Here is a 25,614-nt window from a genome sequence, read left to right on the forward strand (position 1 = left end):
ACTCTAAATCGTGCCCCAGAACCAAAAATCTATCCGTGGAGTGATGCACCTTGACGCTGAAGTCAGTCTTAAAAATCCGCTCTGTCACCAAACGGTTTGGTCCCGTAAAGGCGCTGACGAACATGAACTTTGCCCTGGAAAAAGGCGAAATTCATGCAGTATGCGGCGAGAATGGTGCTGGAAAATCAACTCTGATGAATATCATTGCTGGTATTTTACAGCCCGACGACGGCGAAATTCTGATCGACGGAGTGCCAGTTAAAATCACCTCACCAACTGTGGCGCAGTCGCTTGGCATTGGCCTCGTGCATCAGGAAATCGCGCTGTGCCCTGATGCAAGCGTTGCCGAAAACATTTTCATGGCAACGACAAATCGCCGTCGTTCGGTATTAATGAACTATCGCAGATTGGAGCAAGAAGCACAAAAGATCATGAACCGGCTTGCCCCGATTGACGTTCAACAGAAAGTTAGCAGTCTCACGATTTCTAGTCAGCAACTGGTAGAAATCGCTAAGGCGCTGACACTGGATTGCCGAGTTCTGATCTTTGATGAGCCTACAGCGGCATTAACTGAAGCAGAGACGCAGATCCTATTCGACATTATCCGCGAGTTGAAAGCACAAGGAATTTCCATCATCTATATCAGCCATCGTATGGCTGAAATCTTTAGCCTCTGTGATCGGGTAACAGTTCTGCGCGACGGTTGCTTTGTTTCAACCGAAGACATAGCGGGCGTCACTGCCGATGATATTGTGCGACTTATGGTGGGACGTGAAATTACTCAGCTTTACCCATCAAAGCAAAATCCTGATGAGCGATCAACCAAGCCATTGTTAACAATACGGAATATTAGAGATGGGGAGCGATTTACCAATGTAAGCTTTGACCTCATGCCCGGAGAAATCCTCGGTATTGGTGGTTTGATCGGCTCGGGAAGAACGGAAATCGCTGAAGGTATTTGTGGGTTGCGAGCCATTACCCAAGGGGAACTCCGCCTGAATGATCAACAGCAGACAATAAGACAATATGCCGATGCAGTGAAAGCTGGAATTGTATATTTATCCGAAGACCGGAAAGGTTCCGGCATCTTTCTTGATCTCTCAATTGCGCAGAATATCTCAGTTTTAAACCTTGCGGCATTGAGTACTCGGTTTGGTCTGATTGATGCAAAGAGTGAAAAACAGCTGGCGAGTGATTTCTCAAAACGCCTTAATGTGAGAATGAGCAACGTGGATATGCCTGTCTCTGCTTTAAGCGGCGGCAACCAACAAAAAGTTGCGATAGCAAAGCAACTCGCAGTTCGTCCCAAAATAATTTTGATGGATGAGCCCACGCGAGGCATTGATGTCGGCGCAAAGTCGGAAATCCATTTGTTGCTTCGTGAACTGGCGAACTCTGGCATCGGAATTATTGTCATTTCATCTGAACTCCCAGAGCTGTTGGGTCTTTGTGATCGCGTCCTGGTTATTCGCGAGGGAACAGTGGCTGGCGAACTGAGTGCAGATGAAATGACGGAAGAAGCCATTATTCGGCTCGCATCGGGTCTGCGAGTTGAGCAACCACTGCATGCAAAAGAACATGCTGCATAAAGAGACAATAGGGGACACTCAAATGACTGTAGATACGATGCCGGCAAACAATCATCGCAGATTACCGTGGAAACGCCTTGCCACAATGCGCGAGGCGGGCTTGATAGCGATCATTCTCGTTCTGTGTATTGCCATGAGTTTCGTATCTCCTCATTTCCTCACCTTTGGCAATTTTCGCGCCATGCTGATGAGTTTCTCAGTCGAAGGCATTGTCGTTGTAGGCATGACAATTCTGCTGATTGTTGGCGGCATTGATCTTTCGGTCGGATCGGTCGTCTGCTTCTCAATGGTGCTATCAGGCTCATTGTTTCTTGCGGGTTTGGACCCATGGACCGCATCTCTCATAGGTATTTTTGCCAGCGGGTTGATCGGCTGTGTAATGGGATTTTTTGTGACCGTTGTGGGGCTCAATCATTTCATCACATCACTCGCCGCAATGGTGATTGTGCGTGGCCTGTGCTTGATTATTACCAAAGGCACACCGCTTTCACTATTCACATTGCCCCCAAGCTTCAAAATGATCGGACAGGGCAACTTTTATGGGGTACCTTATGTCATCGTCATTTTTGTGATGATCGTGATGTTGTTTGATTTTCTGCTGCGCCGTGCAACTGCTTTTCGCAAAGTGTTTTACACGGGCAGCAATGAGAAAGCCGCGTTGTATTCCGGCATTAAAACCAATCAGGTTAAATTCTGGGTCACTGTGCTTTGCTCAACGCTTGCCGGTGTCGCCGGTGTTATCTACATGTCGCGTTTCGGCGCTGCCACCCCTACATTTGGTGTTGGCATGGAACTGAATATTATCGCTGCGGCAGTGATTGGTGGCGCATCTTTGAATGGTGGTTCAGGGACCATTCTTGGAGCGATCCTAGGTATTGCATTGCTTTCTTTAGTTACAAGCTCGCTGGTATTGCTGGATGTGTCTGTCTATTGGCAGGACATGATAAAAGGCTGCATTCTTCTCGCTGCCGTTTCAATCGACCATTTTCTCCATAAGCGAAAGGCGGCTTGATTATGAGTGTTGTCCGGATGAAGCCCAAAACTGTCACCTCCCCGCGCGAAGAAATTGTAATTGCACGCCAGATGCATCAGGCTCTAGTCCTGCATTTTATAGAAGGATTGACACAAGGACAAATCGCAGAACGACTAGGCATTTCGCAACCAACAGTCAATCGATTGATCAAACGCGGACGCCAATTGGGTTTAGTGGAGATTAAGATCACTTCGCCCATTGAGCCACTGGTCGATATGGAAGAGCGCTTGTTGGCATTAGGTGGAATTCGGCGGGCTATTGTTGTGCCGACTGTTTCTGACAATCCGCAAACGGCACTTCAGGCTGTAGGGGAAGCAGCCGCACGTCTGTTGGTCGAAGTAATCACCGATGGCGATACGATTTGCATTACGGGCGGCAAAGGGGTGAGTGCAGTCGTTGCCGGTTTACAGACACCCCGTAGCTTTAATGTTGACGTAATCCCATTGACCGGATGCGTACAAGGCAAGCACTATACCGATGTAAACCATGTCGCGACCCTTATGGCCGATAAGTTTGGTGGTCACGCATACCAAATCCACGCGCCGCTGTTTGCAGACAGTCCGGTTGAATGTGCGATGCTGATGAATATGCGTTCCGTGGCTGATGTGTTTAACCGCGCCAAAGAGGCAAACATTGCCGTTGTCGGCATTGGTTCCATTTTGACTGACGATTCCAGCTATTACGATCTGCATCCGTCTTCCAGTATGGATCGAGATGCAATTGAACGCTCCGGCGCCCGGAGTGAACTGCTTGCACATCTGCTAGACGATCATGGCCGTGTATGCAGCTATAGCCTGAATGGTTCATTGGTATCGCTGAAACTCGACGAGTTCAAATCGATACCCACAAAAATCGGATTGGCAAGCGGACCCAATAAAGCATGGCCGATTTTAAGCATTTTACGCGGCAATCATCTGGATGTGCTGATTACGGATGAGGCCACCGGACAACGTATTTTGGACATAGCAGACGCAGAGGGGGCACGGGGATGAGCCATACACAATTAACACGCGTAATCGGAAAATCAGGTGTTGAGGCCTCTGCTGTCGGGCTTGGCACATGGGCCATTGGCGGCTGGATGTGGGGCGGCACCGATGAGCGGGAGTCCGTTGCTGCCATTCAGGCCTCGCTTGATGCTGGAGTGACGCTGATTGATACAGCCCCCGCCTATGGGCTTGGCCGCTCTGAAGAGATTGTTGGCAAAGCTCTCAAAGGGCGGCGTGATAAAGCGGTAATCGCCACCAAATGTGGACTCGTCTGGCATACACAAAAAGGTCAGTATTTTTTTGATCAAGGCACTCAGCCTGTACATCGCTATCTCGGACGAGATGCAATTATGCAGGAGGTGGAGGACAGTCTGCGACGTCTCGGTACAGACTATATTGACCTCTATATTACCCATTGGCAAGACCCCACCACGCCTATCGAGGAAACCGTGCGTGCGCTTGAAGATTTGCGTGCCGCCGGAAAAATTCGCGCAATTGGTGCCAGTAATGTCAATGCAGATGAGCTGAAGGCCTATATTACAACCGGATCTCTTGATGCAATTCAAGAGAAGTTCAGCATGATAGACAGGGATATTGAAGCGGAGCTTTTGCCGTTGACGAAGGCAAATAATGTTTCAATCTTGAGCTATTCATCTTTGGCACTTGGTCTGCTTGCAGGAACCATGGATGCTGAGCGAATTTTCTCAGGGGATGATCAGCGCAAAGATAACCCAAGGTTTTCCAAAGACAACCGTTTGAAAATCCGAACATTTGCTGAAGACATCCATGTGGTTGCCAATAAGCATCAGGCGAGTATTGCACAGATCGTGATCGCCTGGACACTGGCACAGCCGGGAGTGACATTTGCCCTATGCGGAGCGCGCAATCCTGTGCAAGCACTGGAGAATGCAAAGGCAGGCACAATCAGGCTCGATCGGCACGATCTTGATACCATCGACACCGCTATTGCAGCAAAGCTGATTAAACTGGACCATTAACGGAACGATCATGACCCGTGAAGAGACATTGAACGGACTTCATGAAAGTCCGAAGGTAGACGTGTGCGTTGTTGGTGGTGGCATTAATGGGATCAGTGTGTTCCGCGAGCTGGCGCTTCAAGGCCTATCCGTCGTGCTTGTTGAGAAGCACGATTACTGCTCTGGTGCCAGTGCGGCTCTCTCGCGCATGGTGCATGGCGGCCTGCGATATCTCGAAAATGGCGAGTTTGGTCTCGTAAAAGAGTCCCTCACCGAGCGTGACCGGCTGTTGCGCAACGCGCCGCATCTGGTCCATCCACTTCCAACAACTGTACCTGTGTTTGGTGTCTTTTCGGGGTTGGCAAATAGTATTGTGCGTTTTCTTGGTTTGAGCCGCAAACCAAGCCGAAGAGGGGCGATTGTCGTTAAAGCGGGTTTGAGTATTTACGATTTTCTGACGCGTAAACGAGCGCTTATGCCCAAGCACAGTTTTCGCGGGAGACGAGCGACGCTTGATAAATGGCCAGCACTAAATCCTTCCACCAAAAGCTCTGCCACCTATTATGATGCCTGGGTCAAACAGCCTGAACGTATTGGTCTCGAAGTTTTGAAGGACGGCTTGTCGGCAGGCTCACATGCCCGGGCGCTCAATTACGCTGAATTGCAGAACAATGGCACCAGCGGTTTTGTCATTCGGGATCACATCAACGCTGGATTGATAACCATAGAGCCAACCGTGATTATCAACGCTACCGGCGGCTGGATCGACATAGCCAATAAAGGCCTTTTGCCTGAAACGTCACATGTCTCTCCGCTGATGGGTGGCACAAAGGGCTCCCATCTGATTATTGACAATGCCAAACTGCTACAAGCACTTGGCAATCACATGCTTTACTATGAGAATGAAGACGGGCGCATTTGCATCCTGTTTCCATATCTGGGCAAGGTGCTTGTCGGCTCGACTGATATCCGTATTGATAATCCAGAAGAAGCTATATGCGCTCCTGATGAGCGAGATTATATCCTTCAATCACTAGCGTTTGTGCTGCCCGATATCAAAATCAAGCCGCATGACATTGTGTTTCAGTTTTCCGGTGTGAGACCTCTGCCCGCCAGTAAAGACAATTTCACTGGCCGCGTACCACGCGAGCATTACTGCACGTTTATCGAATCCACAGAGGGTAACCCACCTGTCCTATGCATGATCGGTGGAAAATGGACAACATTTCGTTCTTTTGGAGAATTAGCAGCCGATTTGATTTTGCAGCGCCTCAAAAAGCCGCGCCGTGTGGAAACAACCGATCGCGCCATTGGCGGTGGACGGCATTATCCAACAAAGCCAGAAGCGTGGGCTATAGAATTGGCCTCAAAAACGGGCTTACCGCAAGCGCGAATAGAAGAACTTTTCCAACGCTATGGGACCGACGCTTGGATAATAGCGGAGTTCATAGCGCAGGAGCCAGATCAGCCACTTCCATGTCGGGAATATTCGGTCCGCGAATTGCGCTATCTGATCAGACATGAAGCAGTTGAACATCTCGATGATCTTTTATTGCGCCGTACCACATTGGCGATCAGCGGGCAGCTATCCCTTAACATGGCAGATGCCGCGCTTGGTCTGCTGGCACAAGATAAGCACTGGTCGCCGACACAGAACGCTGCTGAGCGCAGCCGGTTTTTCACTCTTCTCAACGAGCGTCATAATGTTGGCCTCGACATCCTTATCGACAGAAACAAACAGGAATTAGATCATGCCTAGTAATTCTAAAGTACGAATGAACCGCCTTTTTGCCGGCGGGCGCTGCCTCGATGTGGCCATTGACCACGGTGTTTGCAACGAGCCATCTTTTTTAGATGGGCTTGAAAATATGGAAGCGATCGTGAAAGCTCTGATCAGTGCAGCACCGGATGCCATTCAGATGAACTACGGTCAGGCTGATCTGCTGCAGGATGTGCAGGGAACGGATAAACCGGCCTTGGTAATGCGGATAGATATGGGTAACCCATATAATCATATCCGCCACCGCGCCATGTGGGCAGTATTGCAGAATGATGCTGAACCACTGATCGGTGCCATCAAAATGGATGCCGCGTGCGTGGTGGTCAATTTGTTTATGGTGCCCGATGAGCCCGACCTTTTCCGTCAATGCGTGCAAAATATTGCGCGTGTACGCGCTGATTGCGATAAATATGGTATGCCGTTGATGATTGAACCATTGGTGATGCAACCCGTGACGGAGCGGGGCGGATATATGGTTGACGGTGATGCCGATAGAATCGTCACGCTGACAAGACTTGCTCGCGAAATGGGTGCAGATATCATCAAGGCCGATCCGACAACCAATGCGGAAGATTTTCACCGAGTAGTAGAAGCCGCACGTTGTCCCGTTCTGGTGCGTGGCGGTGGCAAGGAAGATTTGCGTGCGGTGTTTGAAAAGTCCGCAGCTCTGATGCAGCAGGGTGCAGTCGGTATGGTTTATGGACGCAACATTTACCAACATGCCAATCCTGCCGCTGTAGTGCGCGGGCTGATGGCAATCATCCACGACAATGCAAATGGTGAAGATGCTTACGCTCTTTACCAGCAAGGCTAAAATTAGAACACGACCTTGGGAGGGGTTCGGTTTGGGAGAGTATCTTTTAGGACTAGATGCCGGCAACACCGTCATCAAGGCTGTAATCTTCGACTTAAAGGGCAATGAAATTGCATCTGTTGCGCAGGAAGGTCATAGCTGTATGCCGCATCCGGGCCATGTGGAGCGCGGGCTGACAGAGCTATGGGCGAATGCCCGTGCGGTGATTAAACAGGCAGTCATTGATGCTGGCATATGCCCAACGCAAATTTCCGCTATAGGATGTGCCGGACATGGCAATGGACTTTATACACTCGATCGTGAAGGCGAGCCGTTGCTGGCCATTCAATCGCTGGATACGCGCGCCGCAGATCTTGTTGATGAATGGCAATCCGCAAACGTGGGTGATCGCACCTATCCGATTTCGCTCCAGCGCCCTTGGGCTTCGCAGACACCAACACTGCTTGCATGGATTAAGCATAATCGCCCGGAACTCTTTGCTAAAATCGGGACAGTTTTTTTCTGCAAGGATTTCATCGTCAATAGACTGACCGGACAACGGGTTAGCGAGATGTCCGATATGGCCGGCAGCGGCTTACTCAACGTTGCCAAACGACGATATGATCACGACCTAATGTGTGCGTACGGTCTTGGTGATTGCCTGGACTTGCTGCCATCTCTACTTGAAAGTGCGGATATCGCTGGAACGATCTCCGAGAGCGCCGCAGAGCAAACCGGACTTGCTATTGGTACGCCGGTTATCGGCGGACTTTTTGATGTTGTTGCTTCAGCTATTGGTTCGGGCGTAACCCGAACCAATGCGGCATCTATCATTGTTGGCACGTGGAGCATTAATCAGGTCGTTACTGATAACCCAGTTCTCAAAAAACCTGTCTTCATGTCATCCACTTTCGACCGAGAGCGATTTATGGCAATTGAGTCGAGCGCGACGTCGGCAACTAATTTGGAATGGCTGGTTCGCGAATTTTTTCCCGAAGAGCACGCTGATCATCACTCCCCGTTTGATATCTGTTGCGAGTTGGCGGGCGCCATTGAGCCTACTGCCAATGATCCGATCTACCATCCGTTTCTATATGGTGCGCAGCAAAACGGAAATGCGCGGGCTGGATTTTACGGCGTTGCCGGATGGCATACAAAAGGTCATCTGATTCGAGCGATCTTAGAAGGCGTGGCTTTTGGTCATCGTCAGCATATTGAAACATTGCGTCTTGCTGGTGTGGATTTTAGTGAAGCCGTGATTTCCGGTGGCGGTTCGCGCAGCTTGCTCTGGCCACAAATATTTGCCGACGTGTTGGGCGTACCTGTCACGGTAGCTCATTCTCACCAAACGGGAGCACTGGGTGTGGCCATCGCTGCCGGGACATCCGTTGGGCTTTTTGCAGATTTTGAAGCCGGTGCCAATGCAATGGTTCGTAGCGAGCGCAACTATCAGCCCGATGAGTTGCGCACGGCACATTATGCCCGCCGCTATCAATTTTACCGCGATATTGCGAATGCAATGGCGCCAATATGGAAGCGCATGGCCACAATCGATCCAATAGCGACGGAGGAAGCGGCGTGAAAAGCAGTGTCGATCAATCTCTGAAAGATGAAGGCACTTACGATTTCATCATTGTTGGTGCGGGGTCTGCGGGCTGTGTTCTGGCCAATCGATTATCGGCTAACCCCCAAAATCGTGTTCTATTGCTCGAGGCAGGTAAGAATGATCGCTATCATTGGGTACATATCCCGATAGGATATCTTAACTGTATGGGTAATCCCCGCACTGATTGGATGATGAGAACACAAGTCGAGGCTGGCCTCAATGGTCGCTCGCTTGCATATCCGCGTGGCAAAGTGCTTGGCGGCTGCTCTTCGATCAACGGCATGATTTACATGCGCGGACAGGCTGCCGATTATGATGGCTGGAAACAGGCTGGTAATAGGGGATGGGGCTGGGACGATGTATTGCCGTATTTTCTCAAGTCAGAAGACAATTATCGCGGGAATACACCTTTGCATCGCGCTGGTGGTGAATGGCGCGTAGAGAAACAACGAGTTTCGTGGCCCATTCTGGATGCATTTCGCGATGCCGCAGAAGAAATAGGGGTTCCAAAAACCGATGATTTCAATAGTGGCGACAATGAAGGCTCGGGCTATTTTGAAGTCAATCAGAAGGGTGGCGTCCGCTGGAATACAACGAAAGCGTTTCTTCGCCCTGCAATGAAAAGATCTAATCTACGGGTGATTACCGAAGCCGAAGTTGAGCAGCTTGAACTCAAAGACAAACGCGCGACTAGTATTCGCTTCCGCAAAAATGGAAATTCATGTGTTGCGGCGGCGAAAAGGGAAATTATTCTGTCTGCCGGAGCAATTAACTCACCCAAAATCCTTGAACTATCAGGCATAGGCAACCCCGAAATTCTTAACAAACTGGGCATTCGGCCCATACATGCCCTATTCGGTGTTGGTGAGAATTTGCAGGATCATCTCCAAATCCGCACTGTATTTCGTATCGAAGGTGCGAAAACACTGAACCAGCTTTATCATAATTTCTTCAAGCGAGCAGGTATGGGGCTGCAATATGCTTTTCACCGTTCTGGTCCGCTTTCAATGGCACCAAGCCAACTCGGGATTTTTGCAAAAAGTGATGCCTCGCTTCAAACTCCGGATCTTGAATATCACGTTCAGCCACTAAGCACAGACCGTCTGGGTGAGCCATTGCATCGTTACCCGGCCGTGACCGTCTCTGTTTGCAATTTGCGCCCAGAAAGTCGGGGCTCTGTTCATGTAGCAGGGCCGAACATGGAACTTTCCCCTGATATCAAACCCAATTATCTCTCTACCATTGGAGATCAACTGATCGCGGCTCGATCCATTCGTCACGCGCGCAGACTAATGGTAACAAAAACGCTTGCCAAATATCAGCCGTTCGAAATGCTTCCAGGTAGCCAGTATCAAAGTGATGACGAGTTGGTTCAACGTGCTGGAGACATAGCGACCACAATTTTCCATCCGGTGGGAACCTGTAAGATGGGCAACGATGAGCGTTCGGTTGTGGATAATGAACTCCGAGTCCGCGGAATAGATGGACTGCGTATTGTCGACGCATCGATCATGCCAAAAATAGTGTCCGGCAACACCAATTCGCCGGTGATCATGATCGCAGAGAAAGCAGCTGAACTAATCTCAAGCCGGTTAAAAGCTACCCCGTAGCTTGCACAGCAATTGCCACGTAGTGAATACGCATCTGATCTGTTGGCAGCCTATTCCATCCCAGTCCCATATGTCGTCGTATTAAGTAGAAAGTAAATGCCCCGATTATGCGGTCGGCCCGTTGGCAAGATTTACTCAACTGGCGCAAAAATGCGGGGCTCATAACACTATCCAAATCAAAATTCAGGCTGATGATAAAGCGTTCTGTGTTGCCTGATACGCTTTATCATTACCTTTACAGATAGATGAATACTGGTGTGTGCGGTTAAGTTTCCGGCGAATAACCAAAAGTCACGGCAGGGTACTCTGCAGTTTCAACCCAGATGCTCTTGGCTTGTGTGTACGCCATGAGCGCATCCTTTCCGCTTGAGCGCCCGTAACCACTGCGGCCGAAGCCGCCAAACGGGGACATTACCGAAATGGTTTTATAGCCATTGATCCAGAAGGTGCCTGCCCGCACATTTGCTGCGACACGATGCGCACGAGCTACATTTTCTGTCCACACAGCACCAGCCAGTCCATAGGGATTGTCATTGGCAAGAGCAATCGCTTCTGCTTCGTCATCGAAAGGCATCACTGCAACGACGGGACCGAACACTTCTTCTCGCGCGATCGCCATTGCTGGATTTACCTGATCGAGGATCGTCGGGGCGTAATAATAACCGCCCGTTTCCTCAAGCTGTTCGGGCTTTTTGCCCCCGGCCGCAAGAACAGCGCCTTCTGCTACGCCCTCACGCACCATCTGATCAATCTTTGACCATTGGCGTTCGTTGTTGATCGGGCCGATATGCGAGTTGTCGTCATAGGGATTTCCAACAACAATACGGTTAGCGGCATCAGCATAGCGTTCCACAAACTGTTTATGGATGGAGCGATGCACCAACAAACGCGAGCCCGAAACGCAGCTCTGTCCAGCACCACTAAAGATTGCTGACTGAGCGCCAATAATCGCGCGCTCGATATTCGCATCCGGAAATACAATATTGCCCGATTTTCCACCGAGTTCGAGAATGCAAGGGACAACATTTTTGGCCGCGGTTGCTGCAATGGCAGAACCGGCCTGCGCCGAACCAACAAAAACGACGAGGCCCGTGCGCGGATGCGAAACTGCAGCCTGCCCCGAGGTTGGTCCCAGACCAGCAATAACGTTGACTAGTCCGCGCGGCGCTCCGCCCTCTTGGCACATCAAACCAAGAATGAGCGTCGAAAGAGGGGTTAGTTCGGAAGGTTTGATTACGACGCCGTTGCCGGCACAAATGGCGGGCGCAATCTGCCAACCGCCGGTGAATAGTGGTGCGTTCCATGGAGTAATCTGCGTAACAACGCCAATTGGCTCGTGACGCGTGTAATTGAGATGACTGCTCGGTACCGGAATGACATCGCCGTAAAGCTTGTCGCACCAACCGGCATAATATTCAAACATTTCAGCAACGCGCACGGCCTCGCCGCGGATGTCGCGGATTGGACGACCAGCCGAACGGCTTTCTATTTCAGCAATCAAAGCGGCATGTTCACGAATACGTCGAGCGATTTTATTCATCACACGACCGCGTGCTGACGCGGTCAGCGACATCCATTTTTTCTGAGCTTGAGCAGCACTGTCCATCGCGGCATTGATGATTGATCGGTCTGCGTCCTTAAACGAAGCAAAAACCTTACCGGTCGCCGGATCGGTCAGGTTCTGATCGGCACCACTGCCTGCGATTATTTCGCCGTTTACGAAGCTACCTATCTCGCCTTTCGGGAAAAAGCCCTTAAAGATCTCTGAGATACGGGCGGCCTGTACCTGTGGGTCAATTTGGAGGGTCATCACATTACTCATTGTTTGGAGGTTTCAGGCTGAAACGAACCCATGCGGGTGAAGTCGTCGCTGTCTTTTAGGTGATCGGCCTCGGCCCACAGCTTGGCCACTATTGAAGTCAGCGGATTTTCCGCACCAGTTCGCACAGCCATTTCCTGTGCAAGACGAACGTCCTTACGCATCAGCCCCATCGAAAAGCCGCTGTCGAACCGTTCGTTCATTACCCAGGTCGGGAAATGAACTTCACTTATCATGGATTTTCCAGAGGCAGCATTCAGCACGCGCAATGCAGATTCCGGGCTTATTCCTGCTGCAAGGGCCAGTTTCAGCCCCTCGCTGGTGGTCACCATGTGAGCGGCCGCCAGCAGATTATTGACGAGCTTCGCGACATTACCTGCACCGCTTGGACCTACATGCAGGGCTTTAGCGGCGATGGTTTCGATCACGGGTTGCGCGAGCGCCAGATCGGAATCGCTACCGCCAATCATCATGGTCAATTTGCCTGAAGCCGCACCGACGGGACCACCGCTCACAGGCGCATCAAGAAAACCGTGTCCCAACGCATCAAGATTGGCCGCGAGTGCACGGCTAACATCTGGTTCGGATGTGGAAGTGTCTATGATGATCACTCTGCCGCGATCAGCACCGCCCATCAAATGGCTATGAGCATTGACAACATTTTCAACATCGCGTGCCGTCGGAAGGGAGAATACAAGGAAGTCCGCTTTATCGAATAGCTGATCAAGTGTGTCAGACGGCGTTACGCCCGCCTTTTCCGCCAGTGCCTTGCGCTCGGCAGAGAGATCAAAACCCAGTGTCGCAAACCCTTTCACCGCAAGCGTCTGCGCCATGCCGAGCCCCATACTGCCAAGGCCAACAACGCCAATCAACGGTTTTTCTTGTAGCGACATTCCGCATCTCCATCTTTCACCAAACCGGCCGGAGCCAGTCAAAATTCGATGGAAGAAGGCTCGCACCTATGCGGGGCAGCGCATAGACGGATTGCGGACAACGCAGCGTCCCACGGCAAGCAACAGTAGAACAGTTATTTTACCTAAATGCGGCCATGCTACCAGCGAGGAAGCCGCTGAGACGTTCAACCGAAAGCGGCAGGCGACGACGCGCGCGCACCATCAAATGCGCACTCGCCTCAGCCAATGGGGGGTCCGACAATTCGCGTACCCCAACCGCACCGCGCGCAAGTTCGGTAGAAACTGCAAAGCGAGGCAGAAAAGATATGCCAAGGCCGGCAATGACAAACCGCCGAAGGACATCGATTGATGTTGTTTCCACCATTGGGGCAACAGCAAAACCACTATCAGCAGCAACCCGCGTTACCAATTGGGTGATACCATGCCCCGGACGCAAAAGCGCATTGGGCAAGCCAGCACAGTCGGCGAGATCCAGCCCATCTTTTGCTAGCAGCGGATGTTCAGGCGGCGTCACTACACAGAGCGGCTGGCGTGAAATAGCCAGCGAACGAACCCGCGTATCCATCAAAGGATTATAGGCAATCCCAATATCAGCATCGCCATTTGCGATACCGTCGAGAACGCTTTCGGTGCTGCCAAGTTGCAGATCATACTGGACATCGGGATAAACTTTGACAAAAGAACCAAGCCCATACTCGAGCACATCGGCCAGAAATCCCTCCCCGCAAAGAATGCGGACGCGTCGTTGCTGCACGCCTTTTAGAAGACCCAGCTGCTCGGTCAAAAGGCTACTCTCTTCAAGAACCCGCCTGCTATGCTCCAGAACCAGTTCACCTGCTTCGGTCAATGCCATGCCGCGCGCGTTGCGTTCAAATAATGGAAGGCCGATACTGCGTTCTGTATCCGCAATCTGGCGGCTTACCACCGAAGGCGCAACGTTCATATGTTCGGCCGCACCCCGGATCGAGCCGATCCGGACCACCGCCATGAACATACGTAATTCTTTAGCGTCAAGCGTTTCCATACCGATATGTTGCTCAGCAAGCATTGCGGGTCAACACGATCCTTACTCAGGGGGCAGTTCAGTAGCGACCAGCTTGATCCAGAAATTCGCCCCTATCGGCAAAAGCGCATCGTTGAAATCGTAATATGGCGAATGCAGGCCCGGATTATCTCCATCGCGGCGGCTGCCAAGCCAGAAATAACAACCCGGCCTTTCCTGAAGCATGAACGCGAAATCTTCAGCAGCCATGCTTGGCGCCACATCCAGCACCTTAAGACCGAGATCACGCGAAACGGCCAGTTCCCGTATCTTGTGGGCATTCTCGGCCGTATTAATTGTCGATGGATAGCGCTCTTCATATTTGAGACGCGCCATACATCCGAAACCTTCTGCAATCGACGCTGCCAGTGTTTGCATACGACGAGAAATCGTGACCCCAACTTCAGAGGAAAACCAGCGTGTAGTTCCACGGATGATCATGCTCTCAGGGATGACGTTCCACGCATCACCACCATGTATCTGCGTCACCGAAACCACAGCAGATTCAAGCGGTGATACGTTACGACTGGCAATGGTTTGCAACGCAGTGACGATCTGAGCTGACGCAACCACTGGGTCAGCACCTTCATGCGGCATTGCTCCGTGCGCACCCTTGCCAATGACTTCGATCTCAAACGTACCAAACGCCGCCATCATGGCATCGTCACGCGCTACACATGTACCGACATCAAGCGCTGGCCAGTTATGCAAACCATAAATCGCGTCAACGGGAAAATCTGTGAATAGCCCCTCGCGAACCATCTCGCGACCACCGCCCTCGTTTTCTTCCGCTGGCTGAAAGATGAAGTGCACTGTGCCGTCAAATTCGAGCCCGCTGATTGCCTTGGCTGCGGCGAGAGCCATCGTTACATGTCCATCATGTCCACAGGCGTGCATCTTTCCTGTCGTTTGCGAGGAGTGAGCCACGCCACTTTTCTCAACAATTGGCAATGCATCCATATCAGCACGGATACCAATGGCGCGCTTGGATGTTCCGCGCGTCAAACTACCGATAACGCCTGTTCGTGCATAGCCCGTCCTGACAGCAAATCCCCACAGCAAGAGCTTGTCGGCAATGAATCTGGCTGTTCGGTTTTCGTCGAAGCTCAGTTCAGGATGGCGGTGCAAATCATGCCGCCACGCTAGCGCTTCCGCGATATCGGCTTCTGTCAGAAAAACAGCCATATAAATATTTCCTATGTGAGACAACTCACCGGGGCAGGTTTGTAAACCTCCCCCGGAAACCATTTAACCTGTTATACGCAATGTCAGATCAGCGACAATAACCGAACCGAGATAAGTTCCGATCATCACGCAAATAGCGACGATAACGATCTTCCAGCCTGAGCGCCGAGCAATCTGAAACTCATTACGAGTCAGTGCCAAACCACCATAGGCAAGTGCCGGCGTCGCCAGTGCCAGAAAGTTCAGGTCTGCGACTTTGGCCACAACGTAATCAGCTCCCGGTACGCCCGGAATGGTTATGATGATGGCGATCAGCGAAACCCAGGCAACGCTTGGCAAATAAAACGGCATGAAGCGGGCCAGCATCAAACCAAAGATAGAGGCTGCATAAAGGATAGCCATGCCAGGCAGAGCTTGCACCGGAGCAACGTCGGTGCCGATCCAGTTGGCAACCAACCCCAGAAAACAGGCTATTATCAGCAGCAATGCATTTTCGACGATATCGATCTTACGCTCATCGGTCGTCTCGACGGATAGGGTAAGAGTGTCGATTTTATTCTTCATTGAGTTGGAAGTCATCTCATCGTCCCCTTACACAGCATCGCGATATTCTTCAGGACGGCACTTCTTATAGAGCCATTCCGTCAAAGGCAGCGCCACAAACAAACCGACATAAAGGCCCGTCGCATAAGTGAGAATATTGCTGGCTGCAGCCAAAGCCAGGATCAGGTCCTTCTGTTCGGGAATAACGTTGACCAACCCACCTGTACAGGCGGCGAGCATGCTGCCTGAACCGACTCCGCATGACATGGCAAGCGCGCGGAAATCAAACAGCCCGAAGCTGTGAACGATTGGTGGCAGCAGCGCGAAAACGAATGTGCCAATTAAAGTACCGGTCGCATACACGCCCATCACACCGGCACCTTCGGGACTGTCAAGGCCGTATTTATCGGCGATCAAAGCCAAATTTGGCTCCCTATCGATGGAATAGGTCGCACCCACAGTTTCGCGTCCCATACGCAGGACAAAAACTGCAATCGGGAAGGCCAAAGCAATGGTTCCCAGGTTGCCTATTTCTTGCAGAACCAGAGCCGGACCTGCAGCGATGATATTCTCAATCTGCGGGCCAACCGTCGTACCAAACTTGGCAATAAACGGCATAATGGCAATGGTGATCATGGTACCGGAAAGCTTAACTGAATCTGACTTGAGGACTTTGCCAGTTGCCTTAAGAATATTGGGATTAAATACGACACCTAAAGCGAATGCGTAAAGCATAGGCAAAAATATGACAGCGCCAATACCGATGGATAATTTTTGGATACCTACCAGTTCCGAAATTGAAATGATTAGCAGCACAAATGCATGCAACCAGATATGTCGCATAGCAAAAACGTTATTCCCCTTCACGCGGCTCTCCTTGTGGTTTCTTCATACGCGCTTTCGGGCAAGTATGATCAGTTTGCGCTCCAGTACCAGCCATCCCCGGAGGAACGCAGCGTTGCTTAGATGACAACGCTATAAAAGGTCAATGCGTAGGTGTTCGAGACAGTGACATCACTGCCGAATTCAACTTGGATCTGAGGTTAAAGCCGATTTGAAACCATAATTATGCAACGCTTCGGCTTTATCTTCGATAGTCGCCAACTCCTTGACCGCTTTGGCTTAGTATCTGGGTGACGCTTATCAAAATCCCTGCTCCGAGATACGTCCGGGTTTTGTGCATAGATATTCCCAGAACAGTTCAACGTGATTTTGAAGGGGTGTGTCGTGACGATAGATGCGGATTTCTACTGTGAGATCCCAGTAGGTATCAGTGGAAGCGCGCACAAGTTCCCCACGTTGCATCTCGTCATGAATCAGGCTTTCAGGCAGCCACGCCATGCCCCACCCCGCCAACGCCATTGCCTTCAGCCCAATGGAGATTGTGTTCTCGTGCATTACCCGTCGTTTAAAATCGGGTCCGGAGAAGAATTTTTGCGAGAGTGCCGCGCCGAAGAAAGAAAAATCACCGTAACTCAAATAAGGCAACACCTCACCGCTCGCGATCGCATGATCCAGCACCGGACCGGTCTCGGAAGGGCATGAAACAGGTATCAATCTGTCTGTACCCAACACAATAGAGGGGAATTGATGAGGATCTATGAGTATCGGCACAGACGAATGCGCGTAGGTAAGGAAGAAGTCGACCTCACCTTCCGTGAGCGTTGCGATGTTATCTTCAAACCCTCCTCTATCCGGACTAAGTCGCGAGCGTATGGCACCAACTTCTCCATTCACCTGCCTGAGCCATTGCGGAAAAAAAGTAACCGTTAATGTGTGTAGAGCTGAAAAAGTGATAATCGGATTTTTGACTTCACGATTTGGCTGGAGTGCCTTGCGAGTTTTGTAAAACTGCCGCACCGTGTCCTGTGCAACAGGTAGAAAGGTTGCGCCTTCTTTTGTAAGCTCTGCGGGAAAAACTGCCCGATTTACAAGCGTCACCCCCAGCCAGAGTTCGAGTTGCTTAATACGCCGTGAGAATGCGGATTGCGTCACATGACGTGTATCAGCGGCGCGCGAAAAGCTTGACGTATTTGCCAGCGCGATAAAGTCTTCAAGCCACTTCAGTTCCATTTGCGACCCATCTGGCAAATTTAATTTCTGCTTTACGGCAATTCGACAGAAAAGCCTCACAGCGTTAAGCCACTGCTAGAACGCTTCCAGTTAATTTGAGTGATTAGAACTGCATTAACAGCTTATTTGTGCACATTTCCATACTCAAAAGTGGTTCCTACTTTTGCTCTAAGTGTTTTAAGCCTGTTATGCATTTTTTGCATAGTGATTGCAAAACATAGCATTGGCCCGCCATAATCTTTTTACCTACGGTCCGCCTCAACAAAAATGAAATGTCCGAGGGCGTGTTTTGGCTAGGGTAATTTATTTGAATGGAGCGTTTGTAGAGGAGAGCGAAGCGAAAGTTTCGGTTTTTGATCGCGGCTTTCTTTTTGGTGACGGCATTTATGAAGTAAGCGCTGTCCTCGGCGGACGTCTGGTGGATAATGATCTGCACCTTGCACGTCTTGAACGTTCTTTGAAAGAAATCGGCATCCCCCTTCCCGTATCGCTCAGCGATATTCGCAAAGCTCAAGTAGAGCTAATCCGCCGTAATGCTTTGCTTGAAGGTGTCGTTTATATACAGGTCACACGCGGCGAAGCCGAGCGTGACTTCATTTACGCTGACGACATGAAGCCCAATTTCGTTATGCTCACTCAAGCCAAAAACCTCGCCAACTCTCCATCTGTGCTCAATGGCGTTCGTGTTGGCGTTGCCACTGATACCCGCTGGGCACGCCGCGATATCAAAACGGTGATGCTTTTGGCTCAGGTGTTGGCCAAGAAACAGGCCAAAGCCAAGGGCTACCATGAGGTCTGGCTCGTCGAGAATGGCTTCATTACCGAAGGAGGCTCATCGACAGCCTTCATTATCACCAAGGATAATGTCCTGGTTACTCGTCCCAATTCGCCCGCAATTTTGCCGGGTTGCACCCGCAGGGCGGTTTTGCAGATCGCTAAAGAGCAGAACCTCATAATCGATGAGCGTCTTTTCACAGTCGAGGAGGCAAAGGGTGCAAAAGAAGCATTTCTGACAAGCGCTTCGAGTTTCGTAACGCCGATTATCGGTATCGAAGTTCATACGATCGGAGACGGAAAACCAGGGACAGTCACGCGCCGCCTGCAGGAAGTATACCTGGATCTCGCACGCGCTGGGAGTGAGCCAGTTTTTTAGCCTTAAACCTTCAACTTAAAAGGAAAAAGAGGGGAACATGATAATAAAAACAATCTTCAAACAAGCCGCTTACGGAGCACTTTTTACAAGTGCCGCCGTCATGTCTCATGCCCACACAGCATCGGCAGCCACTGAGGGTTATGGCGACTGTCCGTTGATCGGCGAAAAGGGTACAGCCAAGATCGATCCTGCAGTAGCAGACCAATTCACTGTAATCATCAATTTGCCTGCGGTTGGTCAGTTCAATGGCGACACGCCGGACACGATCAAAGATGGCTATGAATTTTGCATGGCGGTTAATGTTGCCCATCGCCTGGGCCTCGAAAAGGTAAAGCTCGTCAATGCTTCCTTTGACTCAATCGTGGCGGGGCAGAACAAGGATTATGACATCGCGCTGGCGCTGATCTCCGTTACTGAACCACGCAAGAAAGTTGTCGACTTTTCTGCGCCTTATATGAATTCGGGCTATGGCGTTGCCGCGCGTGCTGACAAACCTGTCAATGAAGCCGAAATCAAAACAGTCAGGGTCGGTACTCAGGCAGGAACAACACTCGTTCCTTTCGCGCAAGATACACTCAAGGTCGCAAGTCTGGACGTTTTTGATGATACCGCATCGATGTTTACAGCACTTGCCGCAGGCAAGGTGGATGCCGTTATGACCGATCTATCGATCACACTCGGTCAGGCGCATAATTCCAATGGCAGGCTCGCAGTGGTGGGTAAATATAAATCCAGTGGTGAGACAGCAGGCATTTATCCAAAAGGTTCACCAAATGGAAAGATCATCGATCAATTGATCGAAGACATGCACAAGGATGGTACGCTTAAGAAGCTTGAAGAGGCCTATTTGCTACCGTCATGGGGCACGTCTCCCGATAACATTCCACTTTGGAAGCCGTAATTTAAAGGCGTTCTGGGCTGCGATCAGGCGTCGTTAGCGCAGCCCAGCCAATATTCCACTAAGACCCCGGCCATGTGAAGGCTTTTGCAGTGTACACCGCGCCCAGAGCACGATCATCTTAGAGAAAGAGATCCTGCTCCGACTGTCTGTTAGAGATGCATCTTTTCGAAACACCGATTTTTTCGGGATGTATGTCGGATGGTGGACAAAGCGAGGTACTGGCCTGTCCTATCGAGAGTAAAGTCATGTCCCATCTCGCACCAGAAGCCAGCGCGCAGCGCGCCCAGCAATGGCGCGACCGCAACAAAGTCCGCACCCATAATGGACGATCCCTGTTTGCGCTCGCTTTTTCGCTTCTCACCTTTCTGGCAATGGCACAGACCGCCTATAGCGTTGCCAGTTACACAATCAGTCAAGGTTGGCCTTCAACACCGGTTATTACGATCAGCATAGCCGTCCTTATTGCTCCGCTGGGCGTTCTTTGGTTTGCTTGGCGCGCAGTGCAGCTATCGAGCAGGGCCGGAAACAATACCGATATTTATCAGGGACGTGAGTCCGGCGCACAGGCATCGGATATATCGTGGCAGGCTATTTCCTATGCTGTCGCACTTCTAATCATCAGCGCGGGCGCGTGGTTTCTGATCGTCAATGATGCAGCCGTCAGTCGCACGTTCTTCGATGTCAGTCTTATCGTGAAATCCGCTGGCACGGTTCTTAAGGCATTTGTCACCAATATCATAATCTTCCTGGTTGCAGCCTTGTTGATTCTTGTTTGGGCATTGGTCATAGCGATTGCACGAACACTGCCAGGGAAGGCAGGCAGACCTATCCGTGTGCTTGCAACCTTCTATTGCGATCTGTTTCGGGGCTTGCCAGCTATCATAACCATCTATCTCATTGGGTTCGGCCTTCCCCTTACAGGCTTGCCGATTCTCAAGGACCTCTCGTCTATTTCATATGCGATAATCGCACTGACTCTGACTTACGGTGCTTATACGTCAGAAGTCTACCGGGCAGGCATTGAAAGCGTGCACCCAAGCCAAATTGCAGCAGCGCGTTCGCTTGGCCTCTCTTATACGCGCACGATGCGCTATGTCATTATTCCACTGGCCGTACGCGGAATCATCCCTCCGCTTATGAACAACTGCATCAGCTTGCAAAAAGATACCGCATTGGTGGCCATCATTGGCACTATTGACGCCTTTAATCAGTCCAAGATTATCGCCAGCAATTATTTCAATCTCTCAGCTGTCACCACGGTGGCTATTCTTTTCATCTTGATCACCATCCCGCAGGCGCGTTTCGTAGATCGTTTGATCGAACGCGATCGCCGAAAAACACGCTCGAGCCTGTGAGGAAGGACCAGACACATGGCACTGATTGAAATCGATAAGGCCTATAAGCGTTATGGCGCACTGGAAGTGCTTTCCGGTATTTCTCTCAACATTGAGGAACATCAGGTCGTTTGCCTGATTGGTCCTTCTGGTTGCGGAAAGTCTACACTGTTGCGGTGCATCAATAGATTGGAAACGATCGATGAGGGTGAAATTCGTCTCCATGGCGACCGGGTCACGGGCCCAGGCGTCGATCTTGACTTGTTACGTCGCGAGATTGGGATTGTTTTTCAGGGATATAACTTGTTTCCTCACATGAGCGTAATGGAAAATGTGACGCTAGCTCCGACCAAAGTTCTGGGTGTGCCTCTCAAAGAAGCCGAAGAAAAGGGAATGGTGCTGCTCGCCCGCATTGGACTCGATCACAAAGCGAAGGAATATCCTGACCGTCTCTCCGGCGGCCAGCAGCAGCGTGTGGCCATTGTGCGTGCCCTTCTGATGGACCCAACACTTCTGCTTTTGGACGAGATTACGTCAGCACTTGATCCCGAACTTGTCTCAGAAGTGCTTGATATCGTGCGCGATCTGGCCAAAAAAGGCATGACAATGGTGCTTGCCACCCATGAGATGGGCTTTGCCCGTGAGGTTGCAGACAAGGTCTGCTTCCTGCAAAACGGTAAAGTCTATGAGGAAGGTCCACCGTCGCAGATTTTCGGCAATCCGCAGGGTGAACGGACGCAGGCATTCCTCAAACGCATTATAGAAGCTGGACGCCTTTAAAAAAACGAGGACCGGGGATAAAAATGACCGATACGGCGCGCGATTTGGGCATCGTCTGTGGCATTATGCCGACGGGTGCAAACAATACCATTACCGATGTGCCAGGTGTACGTGTCGGTCATCATACGCTACGCAACGGTGACATCAATACGGGTGTAACTGCTATCGTTCCGCATGATGGGAACACGTATCGTCGCAAGGTACTTGCTGCATGCGATATTATCAATGGCTTTGGCAAGAGCACCGGTCTGTTGCAGATCGAGGAATTGGGAACGCTTGAAACTCCAATTCTTCTTACAAATACATTTGGTGTGGGGACCTGTACCAACGCATTGATCCGTGACGCGGTTGCCACAAATCCTGATATTGGCCGCACAACAGCAACCGTCAATCCGGTTGTACTTGAATGCAATGATGGGCCGCTCAGTGACATTCAGGCAATGGCGGTTACTGAAGAGCATGCGCGTCTGGCCTTGCAAAATGCAAGTTCCGACGTTGCACAGGGCAATGTTGGTGCGGGAACAGGTATGACCTGTTTTGGTTTCAAGGGAGGTATTGGTACATCTTCACGTCAGTTCGAACTTGACAGCAAAAAGTATCATTTGGGCGTTTTGGCGCTTACAAATTTTGGGCGCGCAGGTGATCTGGTATTGCCCGACGGACGCATGCCCTCCCCCAGAGTCCCCTCTCAACCTGAAAAAGGCTCTGTCATTCTCGTTCTTGCGACCGATGTTCCTTTGGAACATCGCCAATTAAAACGCGTCACGCGCCGCTGCGGTGCGGGTTTGGCCCGACTTGGGGCTTTCTGGGGACATGGTAGTGGGGACATAGCTATCGGGTTTTCAACTGCTGTATCATTCGACCATGATGAGTCGGGTGATATCCTCAGTTTCGCAGCACTTAATGAAAACCGCATCGATATTCTTTTCCGGGCTGCTGCTGAAGCCACACAGGAGGCTGTGCTCAACTCGATGTGCGCCGCTAAAGCCATGCGTGGCCGTTCCGGTAGCCGCCGCTCGCTCGCCGATTGGCTACGTAATACAGACTGCTAACATGTTTATCCGATCAGAAACGAATACATGCATTGAAAGAAACATCAATGTGAACCCATCGGGCAATTGAAAAGGCCGCGTGACCATCGTTGAACAGGACTGCACCTACCGGTCATTCCAGTGCACCTGTTCAACCCTCAACATTATCTGGCGTAATTTGTCAGCTTTACCAACAACAGTGCTAAGTTCGCGGTTCGAGGGCGGAGTTGTCTCGTTGCCCAACACGTCAGGACTTCCCGTTGAGAATTCCTCAATGTAATCCGATCCTGTTTTTTCCCAGCTAGACCTCTTTCTCAAAGTGACTACAATCTAGAGTTAAAGTCATCTGCGATGAATTCGGAGGCTCGGACTTGACGCTACGTTATCAGATCGTCGCATTGGCAATCGTGCCGCTTATTGTGGCAATTCTCACTGTGACCGCCTTCATCACATGGCAGTCGGCAAACCTTGTGCAAAGCAGTATTGCCACTTTTGAGCAAAATATGCTGAAGGCCAAGGAAACGGAGCTGTTGAACCTCACCAATCTCGCACTGTCATCCATTCAGAAAATTTATGAAGAAGCCGGCCCCAGCGATGCAAAAGCCATGGAGAAAGTGCGAGCGATCCTGACGTCGCTCGATTATGGCCGTGATGGCTATTTCTTCGTCTATGATTATGACGGCAACAACATCGTTCATCCACGCCAGTTGTTCAGGCCGGGGCACAATTGGCTCAATCTCGTTGATCCGGATGGTGATCGTGTCATTGCCAATCTGATTGGGAAAGCAAAGGAAGGAGGTGGCTTGCATCAATACAAATGGGAAAAACCCTCCAGTGCGGAGATGGCCGATAAGTTATCTTTCGCAGTGGGGTTGGACAAATGGAAATGGATGCTCGGAACGGGCGTCTATCTTGATGATGTTTACGCACAAACCGCTGCAGCAAATGCGGATTTCCGAGCCAATATCCGCACAACATTCCTCATCGTTAGTTTGATTGCCGTTCCAGCAGTGATGCTCGTCTTCGCTACCTGCATGCTCCTCAACTTGCGGGAACGCCGAATGGCCGACACCAAGCTCAAGGAACTTGCACAGCGCATCATCGATACACAGGAAGAAGAACGAGCACGACTGGCGCGCGAGCTTCACGACAGTATATCGCAAAATCTCGTCGGGGTTCGTTATGCCATTGATCTTGCAAGCCGCCAGGTCGGAACAGCAAGCAGCGGCGCGCCAATGGCAATCGAAAAGGCATCAGACGCCCTTAATGGAGCGATCAAGGAAGTGCGGCGCCTATCACATGATTTGCGTCCGCGCATCCTGGATGATCTGGGTCTGACAGTCGCTTTAAAGGCTCTTTGCGAGCATTTTTCAGAACGTACGGGTATTGATACACTTTTTGAAGCGAACGGCTTGAACGAAACGATAAAACCCGAACCGAGTACGGCTTTGTACCGGGTGGTGCAGGAAGCCCTTACCAATATAGAGCGGCATTCAGGTGCCAGCCGGGTTGATATCCGGCTTCGTGGTCTGAAGAGTAAAATAACAATGACCGTTGCTGACAACGGCAACGGTTTTACTGCTCGCAACCTGAAAGATGAGTTGTCGGGATTGGGGTTGCGCAATATGCAAGAACGCATGGCACACTTTGGCGGTATACTGTTGGTCGAAACGGGCGTAAATGGTACGCAACTCACTGCCCGGTTGCCGAAATCGACCACGGAGAAAAAGCTGGAAGCAGGAGTAGTATGACGAACGAGTGTAAAATTCGCGTATTGCTGGTCGACAATCACCCGCTGGTACTGGACGGGTTACGTGCCGTTCTTGAAACCTATGACGATATTGAAATAGTGGGTGCCGCCGCAAATGCTCGCGCCGCCCTTGAGCTCGCGTCGGTGGTAGGTCCCGAAGTTGTATTGATGGATATTAATATGCCACTTCTCAACGGTATTGAAGCGATAGAACTTTTCAAGAAGCAGCTACCCGGCATCCGTATCCTCATGTTATCCATGCATGACAGCCGCGAATACATCTCCACTTCGATCATGCGTGGTGCATCAGGTTATGTCTTGAAGGATGTTTCAACCATGGAAATCGTAACGGCCATTCATGCTGTCGCGTCTGGCGGCACCTATTTCTCCTCAGGCGTTTCTGAAGCGCTTTTGGAACGAGGAGAAAAAAAATCCGAAGGGCTGTCTGCACGCGAAACCGATGTACTGGTATTGGTTGCGGAAGGTGGCAGCAACCGTGAGATTGCTATCAGACTGAGTATTTCAGAAGCAACAGTTGAAACACATCGCAAGAACATCAAGAAGAAGCTCGGCATCGCCAGCACTGCGGGCCTCACACGTTATGTCATCGAAAACGGACTGAACCTTTCATCGCATTAATTTCCCCGACGATCACCGTTGTTACCCACTAATGGGTAGAGCTTTGTTGCTTTAGTCTATCGTCGTCTTGCCGCAA

22 protein-coding genes are annotated in these 25,614 nt (G+C 50.8%); 15 read left to right on the forward strand and 7 right to left on the reverse strand.

What is annotated here, in order from left to right; translation table 11 throughout:
• Nucleotides 1-50: 50 nt before the first annotated feature.
• Genes OIV19_RS08965 through OIV19_RS09000 form a run of 8 tightly spaced genes read left to right on the forward strand, consistent with a single transcriptional unit; the run spans nt 51 to nt 10,374 of the window.
• Nucleotides 51-1,589 carry a sugar ABC transporter ATP-binding protein gene (locus OIV19_RS08965; protein ID WP_264231335.1) on the forward strand — a complete coding sequence of 513 codons (1,539 nt, stop codon included), beginning with the start codon at nt 51-53 and terminating at the stop codon, nt 1,587-1,589.
• Nucleotides 1,590-1,611: 22 nt separating this feature from the next.
• Nucleotides 1,612-2,601: an ABC transporter permease gene (locus OIV19_RS08970; protein WP_264231336.1), complete on the forward strand. Its 990-nt coding sequence runs from the start codon at nt 1,612-1,614 to the stop codon at nt 2,599-2,601.
• A 2-nt stretch (nt 2,602-2,603) separates the two neighbouring features.
• The gene (locus OIV19_RS08975) at nt 2,604-3,614 is read left to right on the forward strand and encodes a sugar-binding transcriptional regulator (RefSeq protein WP_264231337.1); all 1,011 of its coding nucleotides are present in this window, start codon (nt 2,604-2,606) and stop codon (nt 3,612-3,614) included.
• Nucleotides 3,611-4,606: an aldo/keto reductase gene (locus tag OIV19_RS08980; protein ID WP_264231338.1), complete on the forward strand. Its 996-nt coding sequence runs from the start codon at nt 3,611-3,613 to the stop codon at nt 4,604-4,606. Before OIV19_RS08975 ends, OIV19_RS08980 begins: the two co-directional genes overlap by 4 nt.
• Before the next feature lie 10 nt (nt 4,607-4,616).
• Entirely contained in the window at nt 4,617-6,344 is a 1,728-nt protein-coding gene (locus OIV19_RS08985) for a glycerol-3-phosphate dehydrogenase/oxidase (RefSeq protein ID WP_264231339.1), read from the forward strand.
• The gene (locus tag OIV19_RS08990) at nt 6,337-7,179 is read left to right on the forward strand and encodes a class I fructose-bisphosphate aldolase (protein ID WP_264231340.1); all 843 of its coding nucleotides are present in this window, start codon (nt 6,337-6,339) and stop codon (nt 7,177-7,179) included. Before OIV19_RS08985 ends, OIV19_RS08990 begins: the two co-directional genes overlap by 8 nt.
• A 31-nt stretch (nt 7,180-7,210) precedes the next feature.
• Complete coding sequence (locus OIV19_RS08995) at nt 7,211-8,740, forward strand: FGGY-family carbohydrate kinase (protein ID WP_264231341.1); 1,530 nt, start codon at nt 7,211-7,213, stop codon at nt 8,738-8,740.
• A complete protein-coding gene (locus OIV19_RS09000) occupies nt 8,737-10,374 on the forward strand; it encodes a GMC family oxidoreductase (RefSeq protein ID WP_264231342.1) in 1,638 nt (545 codons plus the stop codon). The genes OIV19_RS08995 and OIV19_RS09000 overlap by 4 nt, the downstream gene beginning before the upstream one ends.
• A gap of 265 nt (nt 10,375-10,639) precedes the next feature.
• Here the strand turns inward: OIV19_RS09000 and OIV19_RS09005 are convergent, their stop codons facing one another.
• From OIV19_RS09005 to OIV19_RS09035, 7 genes are all read right to left on the reverse strand, one after another.
• Nucleotides 10,640-12,184 carry an aldehyde dehydrogenase family protein gene (locus OIV19_RS09005; protein WP_264231343.1) on the reverse strand — a complete coding sequence of 515 codons (1,545 nt, stop codon included), beginning with the start codon at nt 12,182-12,184 and terminating at the stop codon, nt 10,640-10,642.
• 8 nt (nt 12,185-12,192) lie between these two features.
• Nucleotides 12,193-13,086: an NAD(P)-dependent oxidoreductase gene (locus OIV19_RS09010; protein ID WP_264231344.1), complete on the reverse strand. Its 894-nt coding sequence runs from the start codon at nt 13,084-13,086 to the stop codon at nt 12,193-12,195.
• A 139-nt stretch (nt 13,087-13,225) separates the two neighbouring features.
• Nucleotides 13,226-14,155, reverse strand: coding sequence for a LysR family transcriptional regulator (locus tag OIV19_RS09015; RefSeq protein ID WP_264231345.1), 930 nt, complete (start codon nt 14,153-14,155; stop codon nt 13,226-13,228).
• 18 nt (nt 14,156-14,173) lie between these two features.
• Nucleotides 14,174-15,334 (reverse strand): M20 aminoacylase family protein, encoded by a 1,161-nt coding sequence (locus OIV19_RS09020; RefSeq protein ID WP_264231346.1) that lies wholly within the window; start codon nt 15,332-15,334, stop codon nt 14,174-14,176.
• 63 nt (nt 15,335-15,397) lie between these two features.
• On the reverse strand, nt 15,398-15,913 hold the full coding sequence (locus tag OIV19_RS09025) for a hypothetical protein (protein ID WP_264231347.1): 516 nt from the start codon (nt 15,911-15,913) through the stop codon (nt 15,398-15,400).
• A gap of 12 nt (nt 15,914-15,925) precedes the next feature.
• A complete protein-coding gene (locus OIV19_RS09030; RefSeq protein ID WP_319637596.1) occupies nt 15,926-16,720 on the reverse strand; it encodes a DUF3100 domain-containing protein in 795 nt (264 codons plus the stop codon).
• Nucleotides 16,721-17,020: 300 nt separating this feature from the next.
• On the reverse strand, nt 17,021-17,950 hold the full coding sequence (locus tag OIV19_RS09035; protein ID WP_264231349.1) for a LysR family transcriptional regulator: 930 nt from the start codon (nt 17,948-17,950) through the stop codon (nt 17,021-17,023).
• Between the two features lie 307 nt (nt 17,951-18,257).
• On the opposite strand from OIV19_RS09035, the gene OIV19_RS09040 reads away from it, so the two are divergent.
• From OIV19_RS09040 to mctR, 7 genes are all read left to right on the forward strand, one after another.
• Nucleotides 18,258-19,103: a D-amino-acid transaminase gene (locus OIV19_RS09040; RefSeq protein WP_498831032.1), complete on the forward strand. Its 846-nt coding sequence runs from the start codon at nt 18,258-18,260 to the stop codon at nt 19,101-19,103.
• Between the two features lie 37 nt (nt 19,104-19,140).
• Nucleotides 19,141-20,004 carry an ABC transporter substrate-binding protein gene (locus OIV19_RS09045; RefSeq protein ID WP_264231351.1) on the forward strand — a complete coding sequence of 288 codons (864 nt, stop codon included), beginning with the start codon at nt 19,141-19,143 and terminating at the stop codon, nt 20,002-20,004.
• A gap of 245 nt (nt 20,005-20,249) precedes the next feature.
• Nucleotides 20,250-21,359, forward strand: coding sequence for an amino acid ABC transporter permease (locus OIV19_RS09050; protein ID WP_264231352.1), 1,110 nt, complete (start codon nt 20,250-20,252; stop codon nt 21,357-21,359).
• A gap of 15 nt (nt 21,360-21,374) precedes the next feature.
• Nucleotides 21,375-22,118 (forward strand): amino acid ABC transporter ATP-binding protein, encoded by a 744-nt coding sequence (locus tag OIV19_RS09055; RefSeq protein ID WP_264231353.1) that lies wholly within the window; start codon nt 21,375-21,377, stop codon nt 22,116-22,118.
• Nucleotides 22,119-22,141: 23 nt separating this feature from the next.
• Entirely contained in the window at nt 22,142-23,170 is a 1,029-nt protein-coding gene (locus tag OIV19_RS09060) for a DmpA family aminopeptidase (RefSeq protein WP_264231354.1), read from the forward strand.
• Nucleotides 23,171-23,520: 350 nt separating this feature from the next.
• Complete coding sequence (gene mctS, locus OIV19_RS09065) at nt 23,521-24,900, forward strand: two-component system sensor histidine kinase MctS (RefSeq protein WP_264231355.1); 1,380 nt, start codon at nt 23,521-23,523, stop codon at nt 24,898-24,900.
• Nucleotides 24,897-25,538: a two-component system response regulator MctR gene (gene mctR, locus OIV19_RS09070; protein WP_264231356.1), complete on the forward strand. Its 642-nt coding sequence runs from the start codon at nt 24,897-24,899 to the stop codon at nt 25,536-25,538. The genes mctS and mctR overlap by 4 nt, the downstream gene beginning before the upstream one ends.
• The last annotated feature ends 76 nt before the right edge of the window (nt 25,539-25,614 follow it).

Origin of the sequence: Brucella sp. HL-2 (assembly GCF_025846885.2) — a bacterium.
In the GTDB taxonomy this organism is placed as follows: domain Bacteria; phylum Pseudomonadota; class Alphaproteobacteria; order Rhizobiales; family Rhizobiaceae; genus Brucella; species Brucella quorumnocens.